Here is a 26,703-nt window from a genome sequence, read left to right on the forward strand (position 1 = left end):
TCAGGCAACCTTTGCAAATAACGCGGATTTCGGGGCGATCACGCGGTTGTCGAGCAGCTTCGTCGTGCCGAAGCGAACGAAGAGCAGCAACAACACCGGCCGGTCGCCGATCGTTTCGATGGTTTCGAGCGTCTCGGGATCGCGCACGGCGACGACCTCGGGCCTCGCCAGCGGCTCGCTCGCGAGAAATTCGGTCACCGCCTTTTCGAGTTGGGCCACATCACTGACCCCGGATGCGACCAGTCGCTCTGCCTCTTGCAACGCCTTCGGCACGATTGCCGCGGCCCGGCGCTCCTCGGCCGTCAGATAGACATTGCGCGACGAGCAGGCGAGCCCATCGGCCTCGCGCACCGTCGGCACGCCGATGATGGTGACCGGTTGCGCCAGGTCTTCGACCATGCGGCGGATGATCTGCAACTGCTGGAAATCCTTCTCGCCGAAATAGGCGCGGTCCGGCTGGACGATGTTGAAGAGCTTGGTGACTACGGTGGCGACACCGGCGAAGTGGCCGGGGCGGACCGATCCTTCGAGCTCGCTGCCAAGCGTCGGCACGTCGACCACCGTTTCCATCGGCCGCGGATACATGTCGGCGACACCGGGGGCGAAGAGATAGTCGACGCGCCCCTCCTCCAGCATCGCCTGGTCGCGGGCGAGATCGCGCGGATATTTGGAAAGATCCTCGTTCGCGCCGAACTGCAGCGGATTGACGAAGATGCTGGCGACGACGACGTCGTTTTCTTCCCGCGCGCGCCGCATCAGCTCCATATGGCCGACATGCAGGTAGCCCATGGTCGGCGCGAAGCCGACCGTCTTGCCCACCCGCCGTTCTTCGGCGAGCGCTGAACGCAGTTCGGCGATGGTGGTGAAAGTCTTCATCTCCGGACCCTCCAATCCACGGCAGGCCACCCCTCCAAGGACGGTGGCTCCCTGCCCCTTGGGATATGACGACCTGCTTCGCCAAGGGGCATTTGCACAAAATTCGGCTGCAAACCTCTATCTTGTGCAGCGCAAAAAAACAATCGGATTTGATGACAGCTAGATGACGCCCGGCCGTGTTTGACGCCCATCGACGGACTGTCGCTGGCAAAGAGAACGCCGGCCTCGATCAGCCGGCTGACGGCTTGGTCGAGATCGTCGCGCTCGAAATAGACGGTCGTGCCGCCGCGTCGGGGGGAAGCGCATCCGCGCCGTCCTCACCCGAACTTGACGAGGTTCAGTGCCGGCAGCGGGCCGCCGGGGAATTGTACCAGACGGCCGCCAACAGAGAGCGGACCGAGGTCGATGCCGAAGAATCCGAGGCGGTCGATCAGTCGTGCCACCTCGCCTTTCGCCGCGGCGTCGTCACCGGAGAAGAACAGCACGCGGCGGCCGCCCTCCGCCTTCGGGTCGCCGGAGACGAGGTGTGGCTGCAGGTGGTTGAACGCCTTGACGACACGGGCGCCCGGCACGAGATCGGCGAAGATCTCGCTCGACAGCCGGCCGTTGAGGTCCGCCGGCTTGAAGAGTGGCGCCTCGATCGGGTTGTTGGCGTCGATCACGATCCGGCCGTTCCATGCGGGCAAGCCCGCCAGCGCCTGCGGCAGCTTCGACCAGTTGACGGCGACGAGCACGATGTCGGAGCTCGCCGCCTCTTCGCGCGTGCCGGCGGTGATGAAGGGAGCGAGCTCGTCGGTGAGCGCCTGCAGGCTTTCCGGTCCGCGGCTGTTGGCGATGGTGGCGGGAATCGATGCCCTGGCGAGCGCCCGGGCGAAGGCTGCTCCGATATTGCCGGAACCGATGATACCGATGGACATGATGATCTCCTTCGTCGTCACGTCAGCCCCGCGTTCTTTTGGCGATGGCTCTAGCGTCAATTGAGGTTTGGGGCGTCGCGAGCCGCCGGTGGCCGGATCACGACGCCCATCGGTCGTGCTCGATCAGGCGGTGAAGCCACCGTCGGCGACAATGTCGGCGCCGGTAACGAAGGCGGCTTCCGGGCTTGCGAGGTAGGAGACGACGCTTGCGATCTCCTCCGGCTTGCCATAACGGCCGATCGCCATGCCGGGACCGACGATCTTCGAGACCGGCCCGCCATCCGGGTTCATGTCGGTATCGGTCGGGCCGGGATGAACCGTATTGACGGTGATGCCGCGCGGGCCAAGGTCTCGCACCAGGCTGCGGTTGAAACCGGCGACCGCTCCCTTGGTCAGCGTGTAGAGCGATGCGGTTGGGAACGCAGCATAGCGCACCATCGACGAGCCGATATGAATGACGCGGCCGCCTGCCTTCATGTTGCGCACCGCTTCTTGTGTCGCGACGAAGACGCCGGTGACGTTGACGGCGATCATCCTGTTGTAGTCGGCCTCGGTAATTTCCTCGATCGGGCCGCCGAGCGCGATGCCGGCATTGTTGACGAGGATGTCGATACCGCCAAACGCCTTCACTGTATCGCCGACGGCGGCACGCACGGCGGCGGCATCACCGGCATCTGCCTTGATCGCCAAGGCCCGGCCGCCTTTGTCCTCGATCTCGGCGACGACCGCGGCCGCCTTCTCGGGCGAGCCGTGATAGGTGATGACGACGGCGGCACCGTCACTTGCGAGGCGCTTCGCAACCGCAGCGCCGATCGAGCGCGAGCCGCCGGTGACGAGGGCGATTTTGCCTGTGAGGGATTTGTTCTCTGACATGACGTTCACTCCATTCGAGGTTTCGATGGAGTAGATATTGCCATTTCATTCCGCTAACATAAGTCCGCAATCGCTTTCATAATCTTCAACGATTACTTGAATATCAAAAATGGAAACCCTCGCCAATCTCGAGTCCTTCGCCCGCAGCGCCGAGCATGGCGGCTTTTCCGGGGCGGCGCGGCGGCTCGGCCTCACACCGGCGGCCGTCAGCCGCAATGTCGCGATGCTCGAGCGCAATCTCGGCGTCAGGCTGTTTCACCGCTCGACCCGCAAGCTGACGCTGACGGAGGAAGGCGAACGTTTCCTCGCGTCGATCCGCGACAATCTCGACGGTCTGCAAAGCGCCATTGCCGGCATATCCGGCGAGAAAGGCGAGCCGGCCGGCATACTCAAGGTCAGTCTCAGCCCGACCTTCGGCGCCGCCCATATCCTGCCGCTGCTGCCGGCCTTTCTCGAAAAATATCCGGCGATCCGCATCGACTGGCAATTTGATAATCGCCAGGTGGACCTCGTCGCCGAAGGCTTCGACGCGGCGATCGGCGGCGGCTTCGAGCTTTCGCCCGGCATCGTCTCGCGCGTGCTCGCGCCGGCGCATATCATCGCCGTCGCCTCCCCCACGTATATGGCAAGCCGGACAATGCCCTTCGAACCCGCTGGCCTTGCCGCACTCGACGGCATCGTCATGCGGTCGAGCCGCACCGGGCGCATCCGCTACTGGACGATGCGCAACGCCGCCGGCGAGGAGATGGCCGCGGCCCCGAAGGAGACGATCGTCGTCAATGACCCCGCCGCCATGCGCGAGGCCGCAATCCTCGGTCTTGGCGTGACGCTGATAACCGTGCCCGATGCGCTGCCGCATCTTGCCTCCGGCACCCTCCTCCGCCTGGCGCCGAAATGGTACGCCGATGCAGGGCCGATCTCGATCTACTATTCGAGCCGCACACTGCTTCCGGCCAAGACGCGCGTCTTCGTGGACTTCGTCGCCGAGCATTTCCGCCGCCATAAACTGGCGGAGCGCTTCGCCGGCAGCCTCGGCTGAGGGCGCTTGAAAGCCAAGGGCTGCACCCGACATCCGGCAGCCCCGAAAAAAGTTTCGAGCCGATGTCGGGATCGTCGACCGGCATTCGTCCTTAGACCAGTTCCAGGAAAAGCGTGAACCGGTTTTCGTTCGGAATTGCGTAATTTCAAAGTGTTAGGTCATGGTTCTGGCAACAATGAAGTGATCTAATCGGTCAAACACAAATCCATTCCCAAGGAGCATTTCATGCGCATGATTTTCGTAAACCTGCCGGTCAAGGATCTGAAGGCGTCGCGCGCCTTCTTCGCCGCGCTGGGCTTCACCTTCAACGAGCAGTTCTCCGACGACACCGCCGCCTGCACGGTGATCTCGGACAACATCTTCGTCATGCTCCTGACCGAGCCGAAGTTCCGCGACTTCATCACCGGCGAGATCAGCGACGCGAGGAAGGGTACGGAGGTCATCACCGCCCTTTCGGCCGGGAGCCGCGCCGAAGTCGACGACATGCTCGCCAAGGCACTCGCCGCCGGCGCCAAGCCCTGGAAGCCGGCGATCGACTACGGCTTCATGTACGGCATCTCCTTCCAGGACCTCGACGGCCACGTCTGGGAGTTCATGTGGATGGACCAGGAAACGGCTCAAGCGCAGGGCTGATGGCCAAGCTGGCGGAACGGCAAGACAATGGCCCGGGGGCTCCTCAAACCCCGGGCCGAAATGTTCCTCTCCGCCGTCGCAGAATCCAGCCGCCGCGTCGAAGGTCGCGTGTCCGCGTTCAGAGCCCGAGACGGGCCACCAGTTCCGCTATCGACGGATCGGTAAAGTTGGCAATCGGGTCATCGCCGCCGTATTTTGCTCGGTGGTATTCTCCGGCATCGAACGCTTCATAAACTTCGTAAAAGGGCTCGGGAACGGTGTTGTGGCCGGTATGGAACCCCGCTTGGACAGCACTCCAGAGATCGTTCATTACCCCGTCGCAGAAGCCGTAGGTCAGCTCTCCGTGATGGTACTTCCGTGCGATTTCGACCGCTGCGGCGTTGTAGAACGCCCAGTTATCCAAAGCCCCCAACCACGTCATCATGGGTAACGCGACCTTCTGGCCCCTTGGCCAGAACGAACTCTAGGAAGTCAGACATTGCTCTGCCTTTCAGCGTTGAGCGGAGGTCCTCACCCGCCGATCAGCGCCAGCCATTCGTCCTCGTCCATCGTCTGGATGCCGAGCTCGCGGGCCTTGTCGAGCTTGGAGCCGGCGCCGGGGCCGGCAACGACGATGTCGGTCTTCTTCGAGACGGAACCGGCGACCTTGGCGCCGAGGCTCTCGGCCTTGGCCTTGGCCTCGTCGCGCGTCATCTTTTCGAGCGAACCGGTGAAGACGACGGTCTTGCCGGCGACCGGGCTATCGGATGCAACCGGCGCTTCCGCCGCCTCCGGCGTCACTTCCGATAGCAGACGGGTCACCACTTCGAGGTTGCGCGGCTCCTTGTAGAACTCGACGATCGCGCGGGCGACGACCTCACCAATGCCGTCGATACTGTTGAGCTCGTTCCAGGCGTCGCCCGAGAAGTTCGCCGCTTCGCTCATCGCCGCACCAAAGTGCTCGTAGCTGCCATAGGAGCGCGCCAAAAGCTTCGCCGTCGTCTCGCCCACATGGCGGATGCCGAGCGCGTAGATGAAGCGGTGAAGCGCGATCGAGCGGCGCGTATTGATCGCCTCGTAGAGCTTGCGGACGCTGACCTTGCCGAAACCCTCGATGTTTTCGAGCTTGGTGAGCGAATCCGCCTGGCGCTTTTCCAGCGTGAAGATGTCGGGCGCGGTTCGGATCGACAGCGTCGGATCCTCGCTTTCGAAGAAGAATTCGATCTGCTTCGAGCCGAGGCCTTCGATGTCGTAGGCATTGCGTGAGACGAAATGCTTCAGGTGCTCGACCGCTTGCGCGCGGCAAACGAAACCGCCGGTGCAGCGGCGCACGGCATCGATCTTGCCGGTCTTTTCGTTGATATCGCGCACCGCGTGGCTGCCGCAGACCGGGCATGTGGTCGGGAAGCGATAGGGCTCGGCCCCTTCCTTGCGCTCGTCAAGGACGACATCGACGATCTGCGGGATGACGTCGCCGGCGCGCTGCACGATCACCATATCGCCGATGCGGATGTCCCTGCCCTCGCGGATCGGTTCGCCGCTATTGCCGAGGCCCTTGATGTAATCCTCGTTGTGCAGCGTCGCATTGGTGACGACGACGCCGCCGACGGTGATCGGCTCCAGACGAGCGACCGGCGTCAGTGCGCCGGTGCGGCCCACCTGGATGTCGATCGCCGTCAGCCGGGTGAAGGCCTGCTCGGCCGGGAACTTGTGCGCCGTCGCCCAGCGCGGCGAGCGCGAGCGGAAGCCGAGGCGCGCCTGCAGGTCGAGCCGGTCGACCTTGTAGACGACGCCGTCGATATCGTAGTCGAGATCCGGCCGTTCGCGCTCGATGTGGTGATAGTGTTCAAGCAGCGCATCGGCCGAGGAGAGCCGCTGCATCAGCGGGTTGACCGGGAAGCCCCAGGCCTTGAACACCTCGACCATGCCCATTTGCGTATCGGCCGGCATCGCCGACATCTCGCCCCAGGCATAGGCGAAGAAACGCAGCTTGCGGCTGGCCGTCACCTTGGCGTCAAGCTGGCGGAGCGACCCGGAGGCGGTGTTGCGCGGGTTGACGTAGAGCGGCTTGCCGAGCGCCGCCATCTCGGCGTTGAGCGCGGCAAAGTCCGATTTCGCCATGTAGACCTCGCCGCGCACCTCGACGATATCAGGCGCGCCCGCCGGCAGCGTCTGCGGGATCATGCCGATGGTGCGGATATTGGCCGTGACGTTTTCGCCCGTGGTGCCGTCGCCGCGGGTCGCGGCCGTCACCAGCCGGCGGTTCTCGTAGCGCAGCGACATGGAGAGGCCGTCGATCTTCGGCTCAGCCGTAAACGCGATCGAATGGTCCGGAAGCTGCCCGAGGAAGCGATAGACCGACGCCACGAAATCGCGCGCATCCTCATCCGAAAAGGTGTTGTCAAGCGACAGCATCGGCCGGGCGTGCACGACCGGCTGGAAGGTAACGGACGGTGCGGCCCCCACCTTCTTCGACGGGCTGTCCTCTCGGACGAGCGCCGGAAAACGCGCCTCGATCGCATCGTTGCGCCGCTTCAGCGCATCATAGTCCGCATCCGAAATCTGCGGCGCGTCCTCACCGTGATAGAGCGCATCGTGACGGGCAAGCTCGGCGGCGAGAAAGGCGAGCTCTTCGGCCGCTTCCGTTTCGTTGAGGTTCTCGACGGGTTTCAATTCTTTGGACATGCGCGACGACTCCGGATTCGGAGTCGTTTTTACTGCATGATTCCTTAAATCGGAATCGATTTAAGGACAAAATCATGCAGCAATTCAAGGTGCTACAGCGACCTTTGCGCGTCCCGTTGGACGCGCGGCCCTGTAGAGCAACCACCGCGAAAGAAAAGAGAGAGCTAACCGTTCCCCGAGAGCAGGCGCGCCGCCGCCGCCCTCGCCTCTTCGGTGATCGAGGCGCCGGCGAGCATGCGGGCGATTTCCTCGGTGCGCGCCTTGTCGTCCATGCGGGCGACGCGGGTGGAGATCGTCTCGGCCTTCTCGGCCGAGGGACCCTTGGAGATCAGGAGATGCGTCGCGGCGCGCGCGGCCACCTGCGGCGCGTGGGTAACGGAAAGCACCTGCACGGTCGCCGAAAGCCGCTTCAGCCGCTGGCCGATGGCATCGGCCACCGCACCGCCGACACCGGTGTCGATTTCGTCGAAGACAAGCGTCGGCGCCGAGCCGCGATCGGCAAGCGCCACCTTCAGCGCCAGCAGGAAGCGCGAGAGCTCGCCGCCCGAGGCGACCTTCATGATCGGCCCCGGCCGCGTGCCCGGATTGGTTTGCACGTGGAACTCGACGAGGTCGATGCCTTCGGCCGTCGCCTGCGCCGGATCGCTTGCGACTTCCACCATGAAGCGTGCGCGCTCGAGCTTGAGCGCCGGCAGTTCGGCCATGACGGCGGCGGAAAGCGCCGATGCCGTGCGGTGCCGCTTTTCCGAGAGCGAGCGCGCCGACGCGTCGAAGGCTGCCTTGGCGACGCCGACCTGGCCTTCGAGCTGTTTCAGTCTTTCCTCGCCGGCATCGAGATCGGCAAGATCGGAGATCATGCGCACGGCGAGCGCCGGCAGCTCGGTCACCGGAACGGAGTATTTGCGGCTGGCGGCACGCAGCGCGAACAGCCGCTCCTCCACGCGCTCCAGCTCCTTCGGGTCGAATTCGGTATTGCGAAGCGCACGCTCGACCGCCATCTGCGCATCGGAGAGCTGGTTCAGCGCGCCGTCGAGGAGTTCTACCGTCTCTTCGAGCAGGCCCGGCGCCTCGTGGCTCTTGCGCTCCAGGCGGCGCACCAGCGACGCGATCAACGGAACCGGAGACGCATTGCCGTTCAGGAACTCCGAGGCCTCGCTGATGTCGCCGACGATGCGCTCGGACTTCATCATCCGCGCCCGCTTCTCGGCAAGTTCGTCCTCTTCGCCGTCGCGGGGATTAAGCTTTTCCAGTTCCTCGACCGAGGAACGCAGGAAATCCGCCTCGCGCGCGGCAGCCTCGACGCGTTCGCGATGCTTCTTCAAGCCGCGCTCGGCGTCCTTCCAGGCCCGGAAGAGATTGCCGACATGTTGCGCCTCGTCGGAGGTGCCGCCGAAGGCGTCAAGCAACGTGCGGTGCGCGTCGATGTCGACAAGCGCGCGATCGTCGTGCTGCCCGTGGATTTCGACGAGCGTCTGCCCGAGCTGGCGCATGAGCTGGACGCTGATCGGCTGGTCGTTGACATAGGCCTTGGTGCGGCCGTCCGCCGATTGGACGCGGCGGAAGATCAGGTCGCCATCGTCGTCGATGCCGTTCTCGTTGAGCATCAGCCGCGCCGAATGGCCGGCGGGCACGTCGAAGACCGCCGTCACCTGGCCCTTGTCCGAGCCGTGGCGCACCAGCGAACCATCGCCGCGGCCGCCAAGGGCCAGCGACAGGCTGTCGAGCAGGATGGATTTGCCGGCGCCGGTTTCACCGGTCAGCACCGAGAGCCCGGCGTCGAAAGCCAGATCAAGCCGTTCAATCAGGACGATATCGCGGATCGAAAGCTGGGCGAGCATCCGGGTTCGTATCTTCCTTGACGGGCGCCGATAAGGATCAGGCGCCGATGAGGTTCTTGGCCGCGCGCGAAATCCAGGAGTTGCCGCTTTCACGCGGCTCCAAACCGCCAGACTGCAGCAGCTTGTAGGAATCGGCGTACCACTGGCTGTCCGGATAGTTGTGGCCGAGAACGGCGGCAGCGGTCTGCGCCTCCGTGGTCACGCCCATCGCGTAATAGGCTTCGGTCAGACGCGCCAGCGCCTCTTCCACCTGATTGGTGTTCGGGTACTGCTCGATGACGACGCGGAAGCGCGATACCGCCGCGAGATATTCCTTGCGCTCGAGATAGTAGCGGCCGACCTGCATCTCCTTGCCGGCGAGCTGGTCGCGGGCAAAGCGGATCTTCGACTTGGCGTCGTCGACATATTCGGAGTCCGGGTAGCGGTCGACGACGGCCTGCATGGCCTCGATCGCCTTCATCGCCGGCTTCTGGTCCTGCGTCACGGCGGGGATCTGCTTGGTATAGGCGAGCCCCTGAATGTACTGCGCATAGGCCGCGTCTTCCGACTGCGGATAAAGATTGAGGTAACGACCGGTGGCGTTGATCGCCTCCTGGTATTGGCCGTTTCGATAGGAAACGAAGGCGTTCATGACCAGCGCCTTGCGGGCATATTCCGAGAACGGATGCTGGCGGTCGAGTGCTTCGAACTTGCGCGACGCTTCCGTCGTCTTGCCCGCATTGAGGTTGGCAAGGCCCTGGTTGTAGAGCACTTCCGGCGGATCCGTCTCCGCGGTCAGCTTGGTGATGTCGATATCCGGATCGTTCTGGCAGGCGGTAATCAGGGCGCTGCCGGCAATGGCCGCGACGATCACGGCGGCGACGCGCGCTGATTTTCTCAGATCAACAGAAACTGCAAGAACCATCGGATATTCCCGTTCCACTCTGCGGGCATGGACCCCGCCAGACATGCGCTTTTAGAGCAAGTTACCTTGAGACCGCAACGTCATGATCGGTGATTCATGCAAATTTGTGGCGGCCCTATCATGAAAATGCCGGCCTTTCGGCCGGCGACTGGAGGAGATGATGACTTTTTTTGTTATGCGGACCAGGGCGCGAAGCCCGGAACTGCAACTGCAACCATATCGCGCGCGCGGGTGCGCTGGCGCGGGGTCGCGGTCTCGACGACTTCATAGGCCGTCGGGTCGCTGAGGAGCGCCTTCAGGGCGTTGGCGTTCATCTTGTGGCCGCCGCGGTAGGAGCGGTAGCAGCCGATGAACGGTGCACCGGCGAGCGAGAGATCGCCGACGGCGTCGAGCGTCTTGTGACGAACGAACTCGTCCGTGTAACGCAGGCCCTCGACGTTGATCACCGTGTTGTCGTCGGAAATGACGACCGAGTTTTCGAGCGAGGAGCCGAGCGCAAAACCGGCAGCCCAGAGCCGCTCGACGTCACGCATGAAGCCGAAGGTGCGGGCGCGCGACAGTTCGCGCTTGAAGACCGACGGCGTCATGTCGCCCTTCCAGGACTGGCGGCCGATCAGCGGGGAATCGAAGTCGATTTCGACCTCGAAGCGCATGCCGTCATAGGGCGTGAACTCCGACCAGGAGGCGCCCGATTCGATGCGCACTGGCTTGATGATGCGGATGTAGCGACGCTTGACCGCAAGGGCGCGAACGCCCACCTGCTCGATCGCGTCGATGAAGGGTTCGGAGCTGCCGTCCATGATCGGCATTTCGGCGCCGTGCACATCGATCGTCAGGTTGTCGAGGCCGAGCGCGTAGATCGCGGCCATCACATGTTCGATCGTGGCGATCGACGCTGTCGGCGACATGCCGAGAACGGTGCAGAGATCGGTGTTGCCGACCTGCGAGGAAACCGCCTTGTATTCGCTGACCCGGCCATTGGCCAGAACGCGCTGGAAAACGATGCCCGCATCGGCTTCCGCCGGATGGAAGGTGATCGACACTTCCGCACCGGAGTGAACGCCAATCCCCTTGAGCGTTACCGGGCTTGCAATCGTCGTCTGAAACCCGAGCAATTCGATTCCCATTCTCGTCACTTTCAATACCTGTGGCCGATGGCCAAAACCCGCTGGCGGACGCAGCAAACTTCAGGGCACAAACAAGGCACCCGAGAGTCTCGGCACAAAGTCCGATCCTCTGCGTTCCGAACAGACAGCGCTTGATCGAATCGCATGCGTCCCCAATTCCAAGTGTGAAAATAAGAGTTTGGGGGCACCATTCCAAATCACTGTTCGTTTCGCTTTGTTACGCATTTGCGACGGTCCGTAACATTGATTCAAACATCTGAAATGATGAAGAAAATGCAAAAATGCCCGGGCAGTTGCCCGGGCATTCGGCAAGGTGAAGGTACGGGCCTTCCAATCAGTTCGACTGACGGCGCAGGAACGCCGGGATTTCGAGCTGATCATCTTCGTGCGGGCGCGCCTGCTGCGAAACGCGACCGTGATCGTCAAGCTGGCCGCGACGCGGCGCATAGAGGCTCGCTTCCGGCGAGAGCGGTCGGCGCTGCTGGGAAGCAGCGGTCGGTGCGGAAGCCGTCATGTCGGCTGCCGCGGGGGTCTGCTCGCGTTCACGCAGGCCGAGCGAGCTGGTGATGCGGTTGAGGAGACCCATCGGGCCACGCTCTTCCGCGATCGGGGCTGCCGGCTGGGCGCGGCGGTCCATCTCGGCCTTCACGACCGGCGGAAAGTCTTCGACCTTCGGCATGCGAACCTGTTCCGGCTGCTGGCGCATGACCGGAGCCACCGGCTCCTGGCGCATCACCGGCTGCGGCTGCGGCTGGGGCTGAACCGGCTGCATCTGCGGCTGCGGCTGGCGCATAACCGGAGCGGCCTCTACCGGTGCTGCACCGGCGAAAAGCTTGCTCTGGGGACGGAAGTTTTCCTCATGCGCCGGCTGAACCGGAGCCGGAGCCTGTGCGGCGCGGGTCGCGATGTCCAGTTCCCGCTCCATTTCGGCTTCGCGGATGGCAGCCGCGATCTGGTCGACGGACGGCTGCTGCTGGACCGGCTGCTGCACCGGCTGGGCGACGGGCTGCTGCATGACCGGCTGATGAACCGGGGCCGGCTGGTGCTGGGCAACCGGCTGCGGCTGCTGGGCAGGAATGGCGGCGGACGGACGAACGGCCGGCTTGGCTGCTACCGGACGAAAGTCGGCGGAACGGCCCGCCACCTCCGCGGCCGTGCGGTCGATGCCGGTGGCGACGACCGAGACGCGGATCAGGCCTTCGAGTTCTTCGTCGAAAGTCGCGCCGAGAATGATGTTGGCATCCGGGTCGACTTCTTCGCGAATACGGGTTGCAGCTTCGTCGAGTTCGAACAGCGTCAGGTCGCGGCCGCCGGTGATCGAGATCAAGAGGCCCTGGGCGCCCTTCATCGAGGTTTCGTCGAGCAGCGGGTTGGCGATCGCGGCTTCGGCAGCGGCCAGTGCGCGGCCTTCGCCCGAAGCTTCGCCGGTACCCATCATCGCGCGGCCCATTTCACGCATCACCGAGCGAACGTCGGCGAAGTCGAGGTTGATGAGGCCTTCCTTGACCATGAGGTCGGTGATGCAGGCAACGCCCGAATAGAGAACCTGGTCGGCCATCGCGAAGGCATCCGCAAAGGTCGTGCGGTCGTTGGCAATGCGGAAGAGGTTCTGGTTCGGGATGACGATCAGGGTGTCGACCGACTTCTGCAGTTCGGCAATGCCCTGGTCGGCAAGCCGCATGCGGCGCGCGCCTTCGAAATGGAACGGCTTGGTGACGACGCCGACCGTCAGGATGCCCTTGTTGCGGGCGGCCTGGGCGACGATCGGGGCTGCACCCGTGCCGGTGCCGCCGCCCATGCCGGCGGTGACGAAGCACATATGGGTGCCGTTCAGGTGGTCGATGATTTCATCGATGCACTCTTCGGCGGCCGCGCGGCCGACTTCCGGCTGCGAACCGGCGCCGAGACCTTCGGTGACGGCGACGCCCATCTGGATGATGCGCTCGGCCTTGGTCATGGTCAGCGCCTGGGCATCGGTGTTGGCGACGACGAAATCGACGCCCTGGAGGCCTGCGGTGATCATGTTGTTGACGGCGTTGCCGCCGCCGCCACCTACACCAAAGACGGTGATGCGCGGCTTCAGCTCCGTGATATCCGGCTTCTGCAAGTTGATAGTCATTGTACCCGTTCCTTCTGTTTTCTGGCCGCCTTGCCGAGCCGGCCAAATCTTTCAAAGTCTTAGTTTGTCTTCATCCGACGCCGTCCCTGTCGGTGCCGGTCTTCACTCAAAAGCTTTCCTTCAGCCATTGGCCCATGCGGGCGATGCGGCCGTTGCCGGCGCCGAGCGCCGAGAACATGCCGCCGTGGGAGGCATGGGTCTCGAGGTCAGCGACCTGCGGATAGATCATCAGGCCGACCGCCGTGGAAAAGGCCGGGCCCTTGGCGGCCGCCGGCAGCCCGGAAACCCCGAGCGGACGGCCGATGCGAACATTGCGGGCGAGGATGCGGCGCGCCGCTTCGGGCAGGCCCGTGAGCTGGCTTGCGCCGCCCGTCAGAACGATGCGCTTGCCGACGATCGGGCTGAAGCCCGAGCGCTGGATGCGATCGCGGATGAGTTCCAGCGTCTCCTCGATGCGGGCGCGCACGATGCGTGAGACGAGCGCGCGCGGCACGTGCGTCGGCTGGTCGCGGTCGTCCTCGCCGATCGGCGGAACCGAGACGATGTCGCGCTCGTCGGCGCTGTTCGGCAGCGCCGAGCCATGCACGACCTTCAGCCGCTCGGCGTCCTCGATGCGGGTCGAAAGACCCCGCGCCAGATCCGTCGTGACATGGTGGCCGCCGAGGCTGACGGCGTCCGCATGAACGAGCTTGCCTTCGGCGAAGACCGAGATCGTCGTCGTGCCGCCGCCCATGTCGATCGCGGCGCAGCCGAGTTCGACCTCGTCGTCGACGAGCGCGGCAAGGCCGCTGGCATAGGGGGTCGCCACCATGCCCTCGACCGAGAGGTGCGCACGGTTGACGCAGAGTTCCAGGTTCTTCAGCGCCGCCCGCTCGGCCGTCAGCACATGCATGTCGACGCCGAGAACGTCGCCGAACATGGCGAGCGGATCACGGATGCCGCGCTCGCCATCGAGCGAGAAGCCCGTCGGCAGCGAGTGCAGGATGGCGCGGTCGGAGCGCAGCGACTGCTGGCCGGCGGCCGACAGAACCTTGCGCAAGTCGTTGGCGTCGACTTCCTGGCCGCCGAGATCGATCGTCGCGGTGTAGACGTCGCTCTGCAGCCGGCCGGCCGAAACGTTGACGATCAGGCTGTCGATGGTAAGGCCGGCCATACGCTCGGCGGCATCCACCGCCAGCCGAACGACGCTTTCGACCGCATCGAGATCGGCGACGACGCCGTTCTTGACGCCCCGCGACTTCTGATGGCCGATGCCGATGATTTCGACGTTGTGGGTGCGGTTCGGGAGGATCTGGCTCTCGGCGCGCGGCGTCAGCCGGCCGATCATGCAGACCACCTTGGTCGAACCGATATCCAGCACCGAGACGACATGAGACCGCTTCGAAGAAAGCGGCTTCAGGCGCGGCAGGCCAAAGCTGGAGGAACCGAACAGACTCATATGCGGCCCTCTTTCTTCTTCTCGGTCTCCTGCGCCTTCAGCATTTTGTCCCTCGCCTTCAAGGCAACTTCGCGCCGGGCGACTGCATCCGGCGTCAACTGAACTGTGGTTCGATCCTCAAGCCTCAGATCCACGGCAGCGATGTCGCGCTCGAGGAGCTGGTGCTGGCTTTCCATGTCGGAGAGCACCTGCATCGCCTGGGCGACGTCGTGCTCCGGCAACTTGACGATGATGCCGTTGTCGAGGCGCAGGTCCCAGCGGCGACCGGCGACGCGGACGAAGGCCCTCACCCGCGAGCGGATCTCCGGCCAGCGGGAAAACTCGTCGTAGAAATCGGCAGCTGCCGTTTCGGCATCGCGGCCGACAAACAGCGGCAAGGCCGCGAACTTGTTGTCACGCAAGGGCGCGATCACGCTGCCGCTTCTTTCGATCAGCGAAAGATCGGAGCCGTGCTGCCAGATGCCGAAGGCTTTGCGCTCGGTGAGGCTGACCTCGATCGTGCCCGGATAGACCTTGCGGACGGTGACACCCTGCACCCAGGGCAACTCGGCGATCAGCCTGCGCGCCTCGGCAATGTCGAGCGCCACGAGCGACGTCGTGCCATCGAGGCCGAGCTGCTGGAGGATGTCGATCTCCGAGGTCTGCTCGTTGCCGGAAACCTTGACATCTTCGATGGCGAAGCCCGCAGCCGTGGTCGAGGCCTGGGCGAAATTCTGCGTGTGACCGCCAAGCGACATGCCGTAGAAACCGGTCGCGGCAAAAAACGCGAGCGCGGACGTCGTGCCCGTATGCGCGGGGAAGCGAATGCGGCCGGTTCCGAGGCTGACGAGGAAACGCACGACACGGCGGAGCGGGCGCGGCAACACGCGGCCGCCGTCCACGTCGACGGCTGCAGCGCCATCGAGGTGACGAACCCTCCTGCCCCTTCTGCCCCTCAACGCAAACACGACGCTTCCTCCACCATCCAACTCAAAAACTCACCGAAGCTATAGCCGGCATGCGCGGCCATCTCGGGCACCAGGGAGGTTGGCGTCATGCCGGGCTGGGTGTTGATTTCCAGCCAGATCAGCTCGCCCTCACCGGAGGAACTGTCATCGAAACGAAAGTCGGATCGGCTGACGCCGCGGCAACCGATTGCCTGATGCGCCTTCAGAGCGAGTGTTTGTATTTTTTGGTAAATATTTGGTGAAATCTGTGCCGGAATGACGTGGCGAGAACCGCCTTTTACGTACTTGGAGTCGTAATCGTAGAAGGCATGGCCCTGCGGGATGATCTCGGTGACGCCGAGCGCCCGATCGCCCATGACGCCGCAGGTCAGTTCGCGACCGGCGACATAGCGCTCGACCATGATTCGGTCGCCGTAGCGCCATTCGCTCGAGGTCACCACCTGCGGCGGATGGGACTGATCTTCCTTGACGATGACGACGCCGAAGCTCGAGCCCTCGCGGACCGGCTTGACGACATAGGGCGGCTTCATCGGGTGCTTCGGACCGAAAGCGTGGCGATCCATCACCTGCGCCTCCGCCACCGGAATGCCGGCGGCCGCGGCAACATGCTTCGCCTGAGCCTTGTCCATGGCGAGCGCCGAAGCCAGCACGCCGGAATGGGTGTAGGGAATTTCCAGATATTCGAGGATGCCCTGGATCGTGCCGTCCTCGCCGAACGGGCCGTGAAGAGCATTGAAGGCGACGTCCGGGCGAAGCGCCGCCAGCACTTCGGCAACGTTGCGATCGACATCGATTCGGGTGACGCGGTAGCCGGCGGCCTCGAGGGCATCCGCGCAGGCAGTCCCGGACGACAGGCTGACCGGTCGCTCCGAAGAAAATCCGCCCATCAGGACAGCCACATGCTTGCCGCTCATTCAAACCCCCAGACAATACGCCACTATCGCAAGGTTTCCTTGCGCCTGGCTGATTCCGGCTCTCGCGAGTCACCGGTGCCATTGGGGTCACTAGAGCGTCATTATGGTTAACGAACCGTTTACTTTCGTTAACCTTAGTCGGGAAATGAAACGCGCATCGCGTGCACAAGCGCGTATACGACAAGGCATTTTAGCGGGAGATCAAGGGGTTGCGGAGCGATCCTGAATCAAATGCAGAACAAGCGAAAAAAATGAAAAACCCGCCGCAAACGAGGCGGCGGGCTCCATTCTGGCGATGCGATGGGGGCTTAGTCGTCGTCGCCGACGATCTTCCAGACGATGCCGGCGATTGCCGCACCGACGATCGGCGCCACCCAGAAAAGCCAGAGCTGCGTCAGCGCCCAATCGCCGACGAAGAGCGCCTGCCCCGTCGAGCGGGCCGGATTGACGGAGGTGTTCGTGACCGGGATCGAGACCAGGTGAATGAGGGTCAGCGCCAGGCCGATGGCGATCGGCGCGAAACCGGCCGGCACCCGGCCGTGGGTGGCGCCCAGAATGATGAACAGGAAGAAGAAGGTCAGCATCACCTCGGCGACGAGCGCGGCGGTCATGGAATAACCGCCCGGCGAATGGTCACCATAGCCATTGGCGGCGAAGCCGCCGAGCTGGAAACCGGCCTTGCCGCTGGCGATCAGATAGAGCACGGCCGCGGCAGCAATCGCGCCCAGCACCTGCGAGATGATGTAGCCGACGAGCTTGTGCGCCGGAAACTTGCCGGCAACCATCAATCCCACCGAGACGGCCGGATTGAAATGTCCGCCGGAGATGCCTCCGACCGCATAGGCCATGGTGAGCACGGTGAGACCAAAGGCAAAGGAAACGCCAAGCAAGCCGATACCGACCTCAGGAAAGGCCGCCGCAAGCACCGCGCTGCCGCAACCGCCGAAAACGAGCCAGAATGTACCGAGAAACTCCGCAGAAAGCCTTTTGAACATGCATTCGCTCCTGAAGAAAACGAAGCCGATCGCTTCGGCTGCCGAGAGTTTGCCACAAATTGATTCTGGTCAAGCACGGTTGTCCTAAGGCGTACGCACCCGCAATAGGCGAGGCTCACAAGCCACCGCGCCTAAAGAAGAGGCAGGCCCAGGCGCTTCTCCGATGAGCCATGCGCTGGCGGAATAATACTGCGCACGACGCCAATATCGTTCGCATTTCTTACGATATCAGGGTTTCGCCATGCCAAAACTTGCGTTAAGAGGCCTGCGGCGCCGCGCGGCTGACCAGACGCGCAAAGACCGCTGCAGACTATGAAGTGCAGTCCGCCTCCTAGGACGGCACCACATCCATATCAGGAACTATGATAATGACAGACGCGACAACCATCCTGTCGCCGAAGGGCAATGCGTCGAAGCACGCGGCAGTGAACTCCCCTGCCCGGGTGCTGTTCGCAAGTCTCGTCGGCACGACCATCGAATTCTTCGACTTCTACGTTTACGCCACAGCCGCGGTGCTCGTTTTCCCGCACCTTTTCTTCCCGGGCGCCGACCCGACCTCGGCTATGCTGCAATCCTTCGCGACCTTCTCGATCGCGTTCTTCGCCCGCCCCTTCGGCGCCGTGGTCTTCGGCCATTTCGGCGACAAGGTCGGCCGCAAGGCGACCCTGGTCGCCGCGCTGATGACCATGGGCATCTCCACCGTCGTCATCGGTCTGCTGCCGACCTATGCGTCGATTGGCGTCGCCGCGCCGCTGCTCCTGGCACTGTGCCGCTTCGGCCAGGGCCTCGGCCTCGGCGGCGAATGGGGCGGCGCCGTGCTGCTCGCCACCGAAAACGCGCCCGAGGGCAAGCGCAGTTGGTACGCCATGTTCCCGCAGCTCGGCGCGCCGATCGGCTTCATCCTCTCGGCCGGCACCTTCCTGGTCCTCGGCGAAGTGATGAACGACGAAGCTTTTCTCGCCTGGGGCTGGCGCGTGCCCTTCATCGCCAGCATCCTGCTGGTCGCCGTCGGCCTCTATGTCCGCCTGAAGATCACCGAAACGCCGGAGTTCCAGAAGGCGGTCGACAGCCAAGAGCGCGTGCAGGTGCCGATCGCCGAGATCTTCCGCTCCCACAAGCGCAGCCTGGTGCTCGGCACCTTCGTGGCGCTCGCGACTTTCGTGCTGTTCTACCTGATGACCGTCTTCTCGCTCTCCTGGGGCACGGCAAAGCTCGGTTACTCGCGTGAGCAGTTCCTGGTCGTGCAGATGACCGGCGTCGTCTTCTTCGGCCTGATGATCCCGGTGGCCGGCATCCTCTCGGACCGCTTCGGCCGCCGCCTGGTGCTGATCCTCACCACGACAGGCATCGGCGTCTTCGGCATCTTCATGGCCCCGCTGCTCGCTGGCGGTCTCGGCGGCGCCTTCCTGTTCTCGATCATCGGCCTCGGCCTCATGGGCCTCACCTATGGCCCGATCGGCGCAGCGCTTGCCGCCCCCTTCCCGACCTCGGTGCGCTACACCGGCGCCTCGATGACCTTCAACCTCGCCGGCATCTTCGGCGCGTCGCTGGCGCCCTACATCGCCACTTGGCTCGCCACCAACTACAGCCTCGACTATGTCGGCTACTACCTGCTGGCCGCAGCCGCCATCACGCTGCTGTGCCTGGTGCTGTCGACGGAAGACGAGGTCTCGGCCTGATATCGGCTCGACCCGCGCAGGCGCGGGCTGCCACAAACAGGAAGGGCCGCGGCGGCAACGCTGCGGCTCTTTGCATTTTACGACACGGCTCAAGGCCCCCTACATTCCGACTTGAGCGCGGCCAACGCCCTCTCCTCCCGTCATCCTCGGGCTTGACCAAGCCCGAGGATGACGGAGGGTGTGGGACCCTCTGGTTCTCGCCAAGCAAAGCGAAAGGGCCGCAGCGTCTCCGCCACGGCCCTTCCCAATCACGTTGCGCAACCCAGCCTCAGGCGATGCCGCGGCCGAGGAATTCCTTGATCTCGTAGCCCGGCATGAAATTGCCGACGCGCTTGATTTCCCATTCGAGCCGCACGCCGGAATGTTCCAGCACGCGCTGGCGCACCGTTTCTCCAAGGTATTCGAGCTCGTAGCCGGTCGCCTGTCCGGTGTTGATCATGAAATTGCAGTGCAGCGGCGACATCTGCGCGCTGCCGATCATCAAACCGCGGCAGCCCGCCTCGTCGATCAGCTTCCAGGCCGAATGCCCCTCCGGGTTCTTGAAGGTCGAGCCGCCGGTCTTCTCGCGGATCGGCTGCACCGTCTCGCGGTGCTGGCGCACCGCGTCCATGTCGGTACGAATTTTGTTCTTGTCTTCGGCGTAGCCCTCGAAGATCGCATGGGTGAAGATCAGATCCTTCGCCGCCGACGAGTGGCGGTAGGCGTAGCCCATGTCGGCATTCGACAGCACATGCTGGTTGCCCCGGCGGTCGACCGCATGGACCTCGACGACGCGCTCGCGCGTTTCCGAGCCGTTGGCGCCGGCGTTCATGCGCAGCGCACCGCCGAGCGAACCGGGGATGCCGTAGAAGAAATAGAAGCCGCCGATGCCATGATCGAGCGCCATGGCCGCAATGTTCTTGTCCGGGCAGATGGCGCCGGCCTTGATGCGGTTTTCGCCGACGAGTTCCAAATCGCCGAAGCCCTTGGCCGAGAGGCGGATGACGACGCCGGGAATGCCGCCGTCGCGCACGAGCAGGTTCGAGCCGACGCCGACAACCATGACCGGCACGTCTTCCGGAACGAGCTTCAGGAAGGTGACGAGATCATCCGTGTCGTGCGGCTGGAACATCAGCTCGGCAAGACCGCCGGCGCGGAACCAGGTGACGCGATCCATCGGCGCATCGGGCGTAATGCGGCCGCGAACGGCGCTGACACCGCTTCCGAGCGCATCCAGTAGTTTCTGACCGTTGACCTGTTTCATGCTCAAATTCCTGAAATATCCGCGAGTTCCTTAGGCAGCGCAGCGGCCCAGTAGGTGATGCTGCCAGCCCCCAAGAGAACCACAAAATCGCCGGCCTGTGCAATCTTGCTGACAACCGGCGCAATTGCTTCCGGACCGGAGACGTAACGGGCGTCACGATGGCCGCCGGCCTTGATGCGATCCACCAGTTCCTCGGAGGTGGCGCCAGGGATCGGATCCTCGCCGGCCGCATAGACCGGCGCGATCAGGACCGTGTCCGCATCGTTGAAGCAGGCGGAGAAATCTTCGAGCAGGCTCGAAAGGCGGCTGTAGCGATGCGGCTGGTGGACGGCGATGATTCTGCCCTGGCAGGCCTCGCGCGCCGCCTTCAGCACCGCCTTGATCTCGACCGGATGGTGGCCGTAGTCGTCATAGACGCGTACACCGTTCGACTCGCCGGTAAAGGTGAAGCGGCGCTTGACGCCGCTAAAGGAGGCAAGGCCCTTGGCGATCGCTTCCGGGCTGATGCCGAGGCGCTGGGCAACAGCGATGGCCGCAGTCGCATTCGAGACGTTGTGGCGGCCGGGCATTGGCAGGCGCAGGTCCTTCATGGTGATCACCTGGCCGGTGCGGCGGCGGCGGATCTCGATGTCGAAGATGGAGGTGCCGTTGTCCATGCGGATATTGTGGAAGCGCACGTCGGCCTGCGGGTTCTCGCCATAGGTGACGACCTTGCGGTCCTCGATCCTGCCGACCATGGTCTGCACTTCCGGATGATCCAGGCAGAGCACACCGAAACCATAGAAGGGCACGTTCTCGACGAATTGGCGGAAGGCTGCGCGCACCGCGTCGAAATTGCCGTAGTGGTCGAGATGTTCGGGGTCGATATTGGTGACGATGGCCACATCGGCCGGCAGCTTCAGGAAGGTGCCATCGGATTCGTCGGCCTCGACCACCATCCACTCGCCCTCGCCCATGCGGGCATTGGTGCCATAGGCGTTGATGATGCCGCCGTTGATGACGGTCGGATCGAGCCCGCCGGCCTCGAGCAGCGCCGCGACCATGGAGGTCGTCGTCGTCTTGCCATGCGTGCCGCCGATCGCGATCGCGTTGCGGAAGCGCATCAGTTCGGCGAGCATCTCGGCACGGCGCACCACGGGCAGGAATTTTTCCCGCGCGGCAATCAGCTCCGGATTGTTCTTCTTGATCGCGGTCGAGACGACGATCACCTCGGCATCGCCGATGTTCTCGGCCTTGTGGCCGACGAAGACCTCGATGCCCTTGGCGCGCAGCCGCTGCACATTGGCGCTATCGGCCTGGTCGGAGCCCTGGACGCGATGGCCGAGATTGTGCAGCACCTCGGCAATACCGCTCATGCCGATGCCGCCGATACCGATGAAATGGACCAGCCCGATGGTTTTCGGCATTTTCATGAGCGTGTTTCCCTGAATTTCTCGACTGTCAAACCGCTGGCAATAGCCTCTACGAGGGATGCAAGCAAGCTCGCTGCGTCCGGCTTGCCGGTTTCCCGGGCGTTTGCTGCCATCTGCGCGAGCGATTGTGGATTGTCGACCGCATCCTTGAGGATGCCGGCGAGACGATCTGCCGTGAGTTCGGACTGGGCGATCACCCGTGCGCCGCCCTTGGCGGCGAGTGCCGCGGCATTGGCCGCCTGGTCGTGATCGAGCGCATAGGGATAGGGCACCAGGATCGCCGGACGGCCGATGACCGAAAGTTCCGAAACGGTCGAGGCGCCGGAGCGGCAGATGACGAGCTGCGCGCCGGCGATGCGCTCGGCCATGTCGGTGAAGAAGGGCGAGACCTCGGCCGGTACACCAAGCTGCTCATAGGTCGCGATCACGCCGTCCTTGTCTTCCGGCCGCGCCTGCTGCGTCACCTTGAACCGCTGACGAACGACATCGTCGAGCCGGCAGATCGCCTGCGGGATCGCCTTCGAGAAATATTGCGCACCCTGGCTGCCGCCGAAGACGACGAGGTGGAACGGCACATCGCCGCCCGCCGCGGCATAGGGCGTATTGGCAGCGGCAAGCACCGCCGGCCGCACCGGATTGCCCGTCGTCACGGTCTTGGCGGCAAAGGTGCCCGTACCCTCCGGCAGGAAACCGCCGGCGATCGCCTTGACGCGTGAGGCCAGCGCCTTGTTGGCGCGGCCCATGACCGCATTCTGCTCATGGATCAGCGACGGCACGCCCATGCCGGTGGCAGCAAGAAGCGGCGGCACTGTGGGATAACCGCCGAAGCCGACGACGGCCTTCGGCTTCAGCCGCGCAATCAGCTTGCGCGCAGCGCGCATGCCGGTCCAAAGCGTCCACAGCGACTTCGCCACGCTGATCGGGTTTTTCGAGCCGATCGTCGCCGAGGGCACGACATGCACTTCGTCGGCCGGGAACTTGCCGGCATAGCGTTCGGCGCGGCTGTCGGTGACGAGATGCACCGAATAGCCCTTGGCTTTCAGTTCGTGGGCCAGCGCCTCCGCCGGAAAGAGATGGCCGCCGGTACCGCCGGCGGCAAGCAGGATGATGCCTTTAGTCATGTTTTACTCCGCCGGCACGCCAATGCCGGACCGAAACAGGCTGCGCTCCACGGCGCGCTTCTCCGGACGGTGACGCGTTAGCGCCAGGATGAAGCCGGCGGTGACGCAGATCGCCACCATGGACGAGCCACCATAGGAGATCAGCGGCAGGGTCATGCCCTTGGCCGGAAGCAGTTCGAGGTTCACGCCAATGTTGATCATCGACTGGATGCCGATCTGGAGAACCAGGCCGGCGACGGCGAACCGGTTGAAGTCGTTGCGTTCGCGGAAGGCATGGTTGAGGCCGCGCATCACCAGGAAGGCGAAGATCAGCACGATGACCATGCAGAAAACGATGCCGAATTCCTCGGCCGCAACGGAGAAGACGAAGTCGGTGTGGCTGTCCGGGATGATGCGCTTGACGATGCCCTCGCCCGGGCCGCGCCCGAACCAGTCGCCGCGGATGATCGCCTCGCGCGCCGTGTCCATCTGGAAGGTATCGCCCTCGCCCGTCAGGAACTTGTCGATACGGGCCGCCACGTGCGGCAGCATCGTATAGGCGACGAAGAAGCCGCCGACCGCCGCGCTGCCAAGCAGGATGATCCAGAGCCAGGGCATGCCGGCCATGAAGAACATGCCGCCCCAAACCGCGGTCGTCAGGATCGTCTGGCCAAGGTCGGGCTGGGCGACGAGAAGCGCTGCGACGATGCCGAAGAGCAGGATGGCAAAGAGATTGCCCGGGATTTCCGGCTGGCGCGCGTGCTCGGAAAAGAGCCAGGCACAGACGACGACGAAAGCCGGCTTCATGAATTCCGACGGCTGGATCGAAATGCCGGCGATCGAAAGCCAGCGCATCGAACCCTTCACCTCTTCGCCGATGAAGAGCACCAGCACCATCATCGCCAGCGAGCCGCCGAGAAGCAGGATCGCCGCGCGCCTGACCTGGCGCGGCGAGAGGAAGGAGATGCCGACCATCACCACCAGAGAAGGTAGCAGGAAGAGCGCATGGCGCTTGACGAAGTGGAAGCTGTCGAGGCCGATACGCTCGGCGACCGCGGGGCTTGCGGCGAAGGACAGCATGAAGCCGACGCCCATCAACAGGATGAAGGTCGCCAGAAAGAACCTGTCGATTGTCCAGAACCAGTCGGCCACGGGGCCACGTTCGGCTCGGCTTACCATCTTGTCAGTCCCCTTCTCCGGCGCCCATCGCGCCCCACGTCCGAAACCTCGGCATCACGCCCGCTTGGCCCGCGCGCCGGTCGGCGCGCTGGACCGGGCAGCGTCAGATCAGCATCGTCACGCCTTCGATCGCGCGCACATGGCCGACGAAGGCATCGCCGCGTACCTCGAAGTTCTTATACTGGTCGAAGCTTGCGCAAGCCGGGGATAACATCACCGCCGAAGGGCCGGCTTCGTCCCTGCCGGCCTCGGCCGCCGCATGCGCTACCGCCTGCTCAAGCGTGCCCGAAATCTCGTAGGGCACGGCCTCGCCGAGCGTCGCCGCAAAGGCGGGCGCCGCCTCGCCGATCAGGTAGGCCTTGACGATCTTCGGGAAGAAGGGCGCAAGCGTCGTGATGCCTCCCTCTTTCGGCAGGCCGCCGGCGATCCAGTAGATCCGCTCGTAGCTCGAAAGCGCCGGTGCCGCCGCGTCCGCATTGGTCGCCTTGCTGTCGTTGACGAAGACGACCGTGCCCTTGCGGCCAACCGGCTGCATGCGGTGCTTGAGGCCCGGGAAGCTCTTGAGCCCGGCGCGGATCTCCGCTTCGCTGACGCCGACCGCAAGGCAGGCGGCAATGGCCGCCGCCGCGTTCTGGGCATTGTGGCCACCGCGCAGCGTCTGGATGCCATCGAGATCGACGAACAGGCTCGACGTGCCGCCTTCGGCTCTCATGATGCGCGAGCCTTCGGCATAGAGACCATTGGCGAGCACATGACGGCGCGAGATTCGCACCGTCTTCGTGCCGGCGCGTTCGACGCGATCGGCAATCAGCGCCGAGAAGCTGTCGTCGACGCCGACGATGGCCGTGCCGCTGCCGGCGACCAGCCGTTCCTTGATGTCGGCGTAATGCTGCATCGTGCCGTGGCGATCGAGATGATCAGGCGTGAGGTTGAGGAGAATGCCGGCGGTCGGGTTCAGCGTCGGCGCCAGGTCGATTTGGTAGGACGAGCACTCGACCACATAGAAGCGGCCGGCTTTCGGGGACTCAAGGGTCAGCACCGCCGTGCCGATATTGCCGCCAAGCTGGGTGTCGCGGCCGCTTTCTTTGAGGATGTGGGCGATCAGCGCCGTCGTCGTCGATTTGCCGTTGGTGCCAGTAATGGCGATGAAGGGGCAATCGGGCGAGTGCGCCCGGCGCTCGCGCACGAAGAGCTCCACGTCGCCGATGATCTCGACACCGGCTGCATGGGCAAGATCGACCGTCCAGTGCGGCTTCGGATGGGTGAGCGGCACGCCGGGCGAAAGTACGAAGGCAGCAAAGGCGGCCCACTCGACCGTGCGCAGGTCCGCCGTGGGCACGCCGGCGGCCGCAGCCTTCGCGACGGTATCCGGATTGTCGTCCCAGGCGGTGACCTCGGCGCCACCGGCGACCAGCGCCTCGGCCGTCGCAAGCCCCGAACCGCCGAGACCGAAGAGAGCGACCTTCCTACCCCTAAATGTGGTGACCGGGATCATCGTCCACTCACCGCAGCTTGAGGGTGGAGAGGCCGATCATCGCCAGGATGACGGCGATGATCCAGAAGCGGATCACGACCTGGCTTTCGGTCCAGCCCTTCTTTTCGAAGTGGTGGTGGATCGGCGCCATCAGGAAGACGCGGCGGCCGGTGCGCTTGAACCAGAACACCTGGATGATGACCGACAGTGTCTCCATGACGAAGAGGCCGCCGATGATGACCATGACGATCTCGTGCTTGACGGCGACGGCGACGGTGCCGATCAGGCCGCCAAGCGCGAGCGACCCGGTGTCGCCCATGAAGATTGCCGCCGGCGGCGCGTTGAACCAGAGGAAGCCGAGACCGGCGCCGATGACGGCGCCGAGGATCACCGCAAGCTCGCCGGTGCCGGGCACGAAATGGATCTGCAGGTAGTTGGCGAAGACGGCGTTACCGGCGAGATAGGAGATCAGGCCGAAGGCGGCCGCCGCGATCATGACCGGCACGATCGCAAGGCCGTCGAGACCGTCGGTTAGGTTCACGGCATTGCCGGCGCCGACGATGACGAAGCCGCCGAACAGCACGAAGAAATAGCCGAGATTGAGAATGAGGTCCTTGAAGAAGGGGAACGTGACCGAGGAGCCGAAGGTGGAACCGGCCGCGCCGCTCGAAAGCGAGGCCTGCATCATGAAGAACACGGCGATCGCCGCGATCACGAATTCGATGCCGAGGCGCGCCTTGCCGGAAAAGCCCTTCTCCGATTGCTTGGTGACCTTGAGGTAGTCGTCATAGAAGCCGATGGCACCGAAGCCGAGGGTGACGAGCAGGGTCGAGACCACATAGACGCTCGAAAGATCGGCCCAAAGCAGCGACGAGACGACGATGCCGGCGAGGATCATCAGGCCGCCCATCGTCGGCGTACCGGCCTTCTTGAAATGCGTCTGCGGCCCGTCGGCGCGGATCGGCTGGCCCTTGCCCTGGCGGATGCGCAGTGAGGCGATCATAGCCGGGCCGAACAGGAAGACGATCATGGCCGAGGTGAAGAGCGCCGCACCGGTGCGGAAGGTGATGTAGCGAAAGAGATTGAAAAACTGAAAGTGGTCCGCCAGTTCCACGAGCCATATGAGCATAAGGGACCTTTCCCCAAAGGTTTTAGTAATACACGTCGTCCAACAGAATCATCTGAAAAACGATACGCATCAGAGCGCCGCGCGTCTAACGAGACGTGCAAAAGTCGCTGCAACATTTTGGTCCGCTGCATAATTTTGCCCTTAAATCGATTCCGATTTAACGAATTATGCAGCGGCATGCGAAAGCGTCAGGACGCGCCCGG

22 protein-coding genes are annotated in these 26,703 nt (G+C 64.0%); 3 read left to right on the forward strand and 19 right to left on the reverse strand.

The window, feature by feature from the left end; all coding sequences use genetic code 11:
- From panC to QM996_RS10580, 3 genes are all read right to left on the reverse strand, one after another.
- A complete protein-coding gene (panC, locus tag QM996_RS10570; protein ID WP_500267435.1) occupies nucleotides 1-876 on the reverse strand; it encodes a 4-phosphopantoate--beta-alanine ligase in 876 nt (291 codons plus the stop codon).
- Nucleotides 877-1,193: 317 nt separating this feature from the next.
- A complete protein-coding gene (locus tag QM996_RS10575) occupies nucleotides 1,194-1,793 on the reverse strand; it encodes an NADPH-dependent F420 reductase (RefSeq protein ID WP_500267436.1) in 600 nt (199 codons plus the stop codon).
- A 123-nt stretch (nucleotides 1,794-1,916) separates the two neighbouring features.
- Nucleotides 1,917-2,666 (reverse strand): 3-oxoacyl-ACP reductase family protein, encoded by a 750-nt coding sequence (locus QM996_RS10580; RefSeq protein WP_500267437.1) that lies wholly within the window; start codon nucleotides 2,664-2,666, stop codon nucleotides 1,917-1,919.
- A gap of 109 nt (nucleotides 2,667-2,775) precedes the next feature.
- On the opposite strand from QM996_RS10580, the gene QM996_RS10585 reads away from it, so the two are divergent.
- Both QM996_RS10585 and QM996_RS10590 read left to right on the forward strand, forming a co-directional pair.
- A complete protein-coding gene (locus tag QM996_RS10585) occupies nucleotides 2,776-3,705 on the forward strand; it encodes a LysR family transcriptional regulator (protein WP_500267438.1) in 930 nt (309 codons plus the stop codon).
- Between the two features lie 225 nt (nucleotides 3,706-3,930).
- A complete protein-coding gene (locus tag QM996_RS10590; protein ID WP_500267439.1) occupies nucleotides 3,931-4,338 on the forward strand; it encodes a VOC family protein in 408 nt (135 codons plus the stop codon).
- A gap of 118 nt (nucleotides 4,339-4,456) precedes the next feature.
- On the opposite strand, the gene QM996_RS10595 is transcribed toward QM996_RS10590, so the two are convergent.
- The 10 genes from QM996_RS10595 to aqpZ form a co-directional block, all read right to left on the reverse strand.
- On the reverse strand, nucleotides 4,457-4,762 hold the full coding sequence (locus QM996_RS10595; RefSeq protein WP_500267440.1) for a hypothetical protein: 306 nt from the start codon (nucleotides 4,760-4,762) through the stop codon (nucleotides 4,457-4,459).
- Nucleotides 4,763-4,848: 86 nt separating this feature from the next.
- Nucleotides 4,849-7,002: an NAD-dependent DNA ligase LigA gene (ligA, locus tag QM996_RS10600; protein WP_500267441.1), complete on the reverse strand. Its 2,154-nt coding sequence runs from the start codon at nucleotides 7,000-7,002 to the stop codon at nucleotides 4,849-4,851.
- A gap of 164 nt (nucleotides 7,003-7,166) precedes the next feature.
- Nucleotides 7,167-8,840: a DNA repair protein RecN gene (recN, locus tag QM996_RS10605; protein WP_500267442.1), complete on the reverse strand. Its 1,674-nt coding sequence runs from the start codon at nucleotides 8,838-8,840 to the stop codon at nucleotides 7,167-7,169.
- A gap of 37 nt (nucleotides 8,841-8,877) precedes the next feature.
- A complete protein-coding gene (locus tag QM996_RS10610) occupies nucleotides 8,878-9,744 on the reverse strand; it encodes an outer membrane protein assembly factor BamD (protein ID WP_500267443.1) in 867 nt (288 codons plus the stop codon).
- A 173-nt stretch (nucleotides 9,745-9,917) separates the two neighbouring features.
- A complete protein-coding gene (gene lpxC / locus QM996_RS10615; protein WP_500267444.1) occupies nucleotides 9,918-10,871 on the reverse strand; it encodes a UDP-3-O-acyl-N-acetylglucosamine deacetylase in 954 nt (317 codons plus the stop codon).
- Between the two features lie 334 nt (nucleotides 10,872-11,205).
- On the reverse strand, nucleotides 11,206-12,990 hold the full coding sequence (gene ftsZ / locus QM996_RS10620; RefSeq protein ID WP_500267445.1) for a cell division protein FtsZ: 1,785 nt from the start codon (nucleotides 12,988-12,990) through the stop codon (nucleotides 11,206-11,208).
- Nucleotides 12,991-13,096: 106 nt separating this feature from the next.
- Nucleotides 13,097-14,428, reverse strand: coding sequence for a cell division protein FtsA (ftsA, locus tag QM996_RS10625; RefSeq protein ID WP_429806605.1), 1,332 nt, complete (start codon nucleotides 14,426-14,428; stop codon nucleotides 13,097-13,099).
- Nucleotides 14,425-15,375: a cell division protein FtsQ/DivIB gene (gene ftsQ, locus QM996_RS10630; protein ID WP_500267446.1), complete on the reverse strand. Its 951-nt coding sequence runs from the start codon at nucleotides 15,373-15,375 to the stop codon at nucleotides 14,425-14,427. The genes ftsA and ftsQ overlap by 4 nt, the downstream gene beginning before the upstream one ends.
- Nucleotides 15,363-16,289: a D-alanine--D-alanine ligase gene (locus QM996_RS10635; RefSeq protein ID WP_500267447.1), complete on the reverse strand. Its 927-nt coding sequence runs from the start codon at nucleotides 16,287-16,289 to the stop codon at nucleotides 15,363-15,365. The genes ftsQ and QM996_RS10635 overlap by 13 nt, the downstream gene beginning before the upstream one ends.
- Nucleotides 16,290-16,597: 308 nt before the next feature.
- The gene (aqpZ, locus tag QM996_RS10640) at nucleotides 16,598-17,284 is read right to left on the reverse strand and encodes an aquaporin Z (protein ID WP_500267448.1); all 687 of its coding nucleotides are present in this window, start codon (nucleotides 17,282-17,284) and stop codon (nucleotides 16,598-16,600) included.
- 368 nt (nucleotides 17,285-17,652) lie between these two features.
- Here aqpZ and QM996_RS10645 point away from each other — a divergent pair, with 368 nt between their 5' ends.
- Nucleotides 17,653-18,963: an MFS transporter gene (locus tag QM996_RS10645; protein WP_500267449.1), complete on the forward strand. Its 1,311-nt coding sequence runs from the start codon at nucleotides 17,653-17,655 to the stop codon at nucleotides 18,961-18,963.
- 268 nt (nucleotides 18,964-19,231) lie between these two features.
- Here the strand turns inward: QM996_RS10645 and murB are convergent, their stop codons facing one another.
- The 6 genes from murB to mraY all read right to left on the reverse strand — a co-directional run bounded on the left by murB (nucleotide 19,232) and on the right by mraY (nucleotide 26,500).
- Nucleotides 19,232-20,206 (reverse strand): UDP-N-acetylmuramate dehydrogenase, encoded by a 975-nt coding sequence (gene murB, locus QM996_RS10650; RefSeq protein WP_500267450.1) that lies wholly within the window; start codon nucleotides 20,204-20,206, stop codon nucleotides 19,232-19,234.
- A gap of 2 nt (nucleotides 20,207-20,208) precedes the next feature.
- Nucleotides 20,209-21,618: a UDP-N-acetylmuramate--L-alanine ligase gene (murC, locus tag QM996_RS10655; protein ID WP_500267451.1), complete on the reverse strand. Its 1,410-nt coding sequence runs from the start codon at nucleotides 21,616-21,618 to the stop codon at nucleotides 20,209-20,211.
- On the reverse strand, nucleotides 21,615-22,739 hold the full coding sequence (murG, locus tag QM996_RS10660) for a UDP-N-acetylglucosamine--N-acetylmuramyl-(pentapeptide) pyrophosphoryl-undecaprenol N-acetylglucosamine transferase (RefSeq protein WP_500267452.1): 1,125 nt from the start codon (nucleotides 22,737-22,739) through the stop codon (nucleotides 21,615-21,617). Before murG ends, murC begins: the two co-directional genes overlap by 4 nt.
- A gap of 3 nt (nucleotides 22,740-22,742) precedes the next feature.
- Complete coding sequence (gene ftsW / locus QM996_RS10665; RefSeq protein ID WP_247958386.1) at nucleotides 22,743-23,897, reverse strand: putative lipid II flippase FtsW; 1,155 nt, start codon at nucleotides 23,895-23,897, stop codon at nucleotides 22,743-22,745.
- A gap of 103 nt (nucleotides 23,898-24,000) precedes the next feature.
- The gene (murD, locus tag QM996_RS10670) at nucleotides 24,001-25,392 is read right to left on the reverse strand and encodes a Mur ligase family protein (protein ID WP_500267453.1); all 1,392 of its coding nucleotides are present in this window, start codon (nucleotides 25,390-25,392) and stop codon (nucleotides 24,001-24,003) included.
- 7 nt (nucleotides 25,393-25,399) lie between these two features.
- On the reverse strand, nucleotides 25,400-26,500 hold the full coding sequence (gene mraY, locus QM996_RS10675; protein ID WP_173517196.1) for a phospho-N-acetylmuramoyl-pentapeptide-transferase: 1,101 nt from the start codon (nucleotides 26,498-26,500) through the stop codon (nucleotides 25,400-25,402).
- Nucleotides 26,501-26,703: the final 203 nt, after the last annotated feature.

This window comes from Sinorhizobium chiapasense (genome assembly GCF_045277575.1).
In the GTDB taxonomy this organism is placed as follows: Bacteria; Pseudomonadota; Alphaproteobacteria; order Rhizobiales; family Rhizobiaceae; genus Ensifer; species Ensifer chiapasense_A.

Excerpts from the sequence above, each read along its gene's own strand:
- panC (WP_500267435.1), bottom strand. The coding sequence starts at position 876 with ATGAAGACTTTCACCACCATCGCCGAACTGCGTTCAGCGCTCGCCGAA.
- QM996_RS10575 (WP_500267436.1), bottom strand. The coding sequence starts at position 1,793 with ATGTCCATCGGTATCATCGGTTCCGGCAATATCGGAGCAGCCTTCGCC.
- QM996_RS10580 (WP_500267437.1), bottom strand. The coding sequence starts at position 2,666 with ATGTCAGAGAACAAATCCCTCACAGGCAAAATCGCCCTCGTCACCGGC.
- QM996_RS10585 (WP_500267438.1), top strand. The coding sequence starts at position 2,776 with ATGGAAACCCTCGCCAATCTCGAGTCCTTCGCCCGCAGCGCCGAGCAT.
- QM996_RS10590 (WP_500267439.1), top strand. The coding sequence starts at position 3,931 with ATGCGCATGATTTTCGTAAACCTGCCGGTCAAGGATCTGAAGGCGTCG.
- QM996_RS10595 (WP_500267440.1), bottom strand. The coding sequence starts at position 4,762 with ATGATGACGTGGTTGGGGGCTTTGGATAACTGGGCGTTCTACAACGCC.
- ligA (WP_500267441.1), bottom strand. The coding sequence starts at position 7,002 with ATGTCCAAAGAATTGAAACCCGTCGAGAACCTCAACGAAACGGAAGCG.
- recN (WP_500267442.1), bottom strand. The coding sequence starts at position 8,840 with ATGCTCGCCCAGCTTTCGATCCGCGATATCGTCCTGATTGAACGGCTT.
- QM996_RS10610 (WP_500267443.1), bottom strand. The coding sequence starts at position 9,744 with ATGGTTCTTGCAGTTTCTGTTGATCTGAGAAAATCAGCGCGCGTCGCC.
- lpxC (WP_500267444.1), bottom strand. The coding sequence starts at position 10,871 with ATGGGAATCGAATTGCTCGGGTTTCAGACGACGATTGCAAGCCCGGTA.
- ftsZ (WP_500267445.1), bottom strand. The coding sequence starts at position 12,990 with ATGACTATCAACTTGCAGAAGCCGGATATCACGGAGCTGAAGCCGCGC.
- ftsA (WP_429806605.1), bottom strand. The coding sequence starts at position 14,428 with ATGAGTCTGTTCGGTTCCTCCAGCTTTGGCCTGCCGCGCCTGAAGCCG.
- QM996_RS10635 (WP_500267447.1), bottom strand. The coding sequence starts at position 16,289 with ATGAGCGGCAAGCATGTGGCTGTCCTGATGGGCGGATTTTCTTCGGAG.
- aqpZ (WP_500267448.1), bottom strand. The coding sequence starts at position 17,284 with ATGTTCAAAAGGCTTTCTGCGGAGTTTCTCGGTACATTCTGGCTCGTT.
- QM996_RS10645 (WP_500267449.1), top strand. The coding sequence starts at position 17,653 with ATGACAGACGCGACAACCATCCTGTCGCCGAAGGGCAATGCGTCGAAG.
- murB (WP_500267450.1), bottom strand. The coding sequence starts at position 20,206 with ATGAAACAGGTCAACGGTCAGAAACTACTGGATGCGCTCGGAAGCGGT.
- murC (WP_500267451.1), bottom strand. The coding sequence starts at position 21,618 with ATGAAAATGCCGAAAACCATCGGGCTGGTCCATTTCATCGGTATCGGC.
- murG (WP_500267452.1), bottom strand. The coding sequence starts at position 22,739 with ATGACTAAAGGCATCATCCTGCTTGCCGCCGGCGGTACCGGCGGCCAT.
- ftsW (WP_247958386.1), bottom strand. The coding sequence starts at position 23,897 with ATGGTAAGCCGAGCCGAACGTGGCCCCGTGGCCGACTGGTTCTGGACA.
- murD (WP_500267453.1), bottom strand. The coding sequence starts at position 25,392 with ATGATCCCGGTCACCACATTTAGGGGTAGGAAGGTCGCTCTCTTCGGT.
- mraY (WP_173517196.1), bottom strand. The coding sequence starts at position 26,500 with ATGCTCATATGGCTCGTGGAACTGGCGGACCACTTTCAGTTTTTCAAT.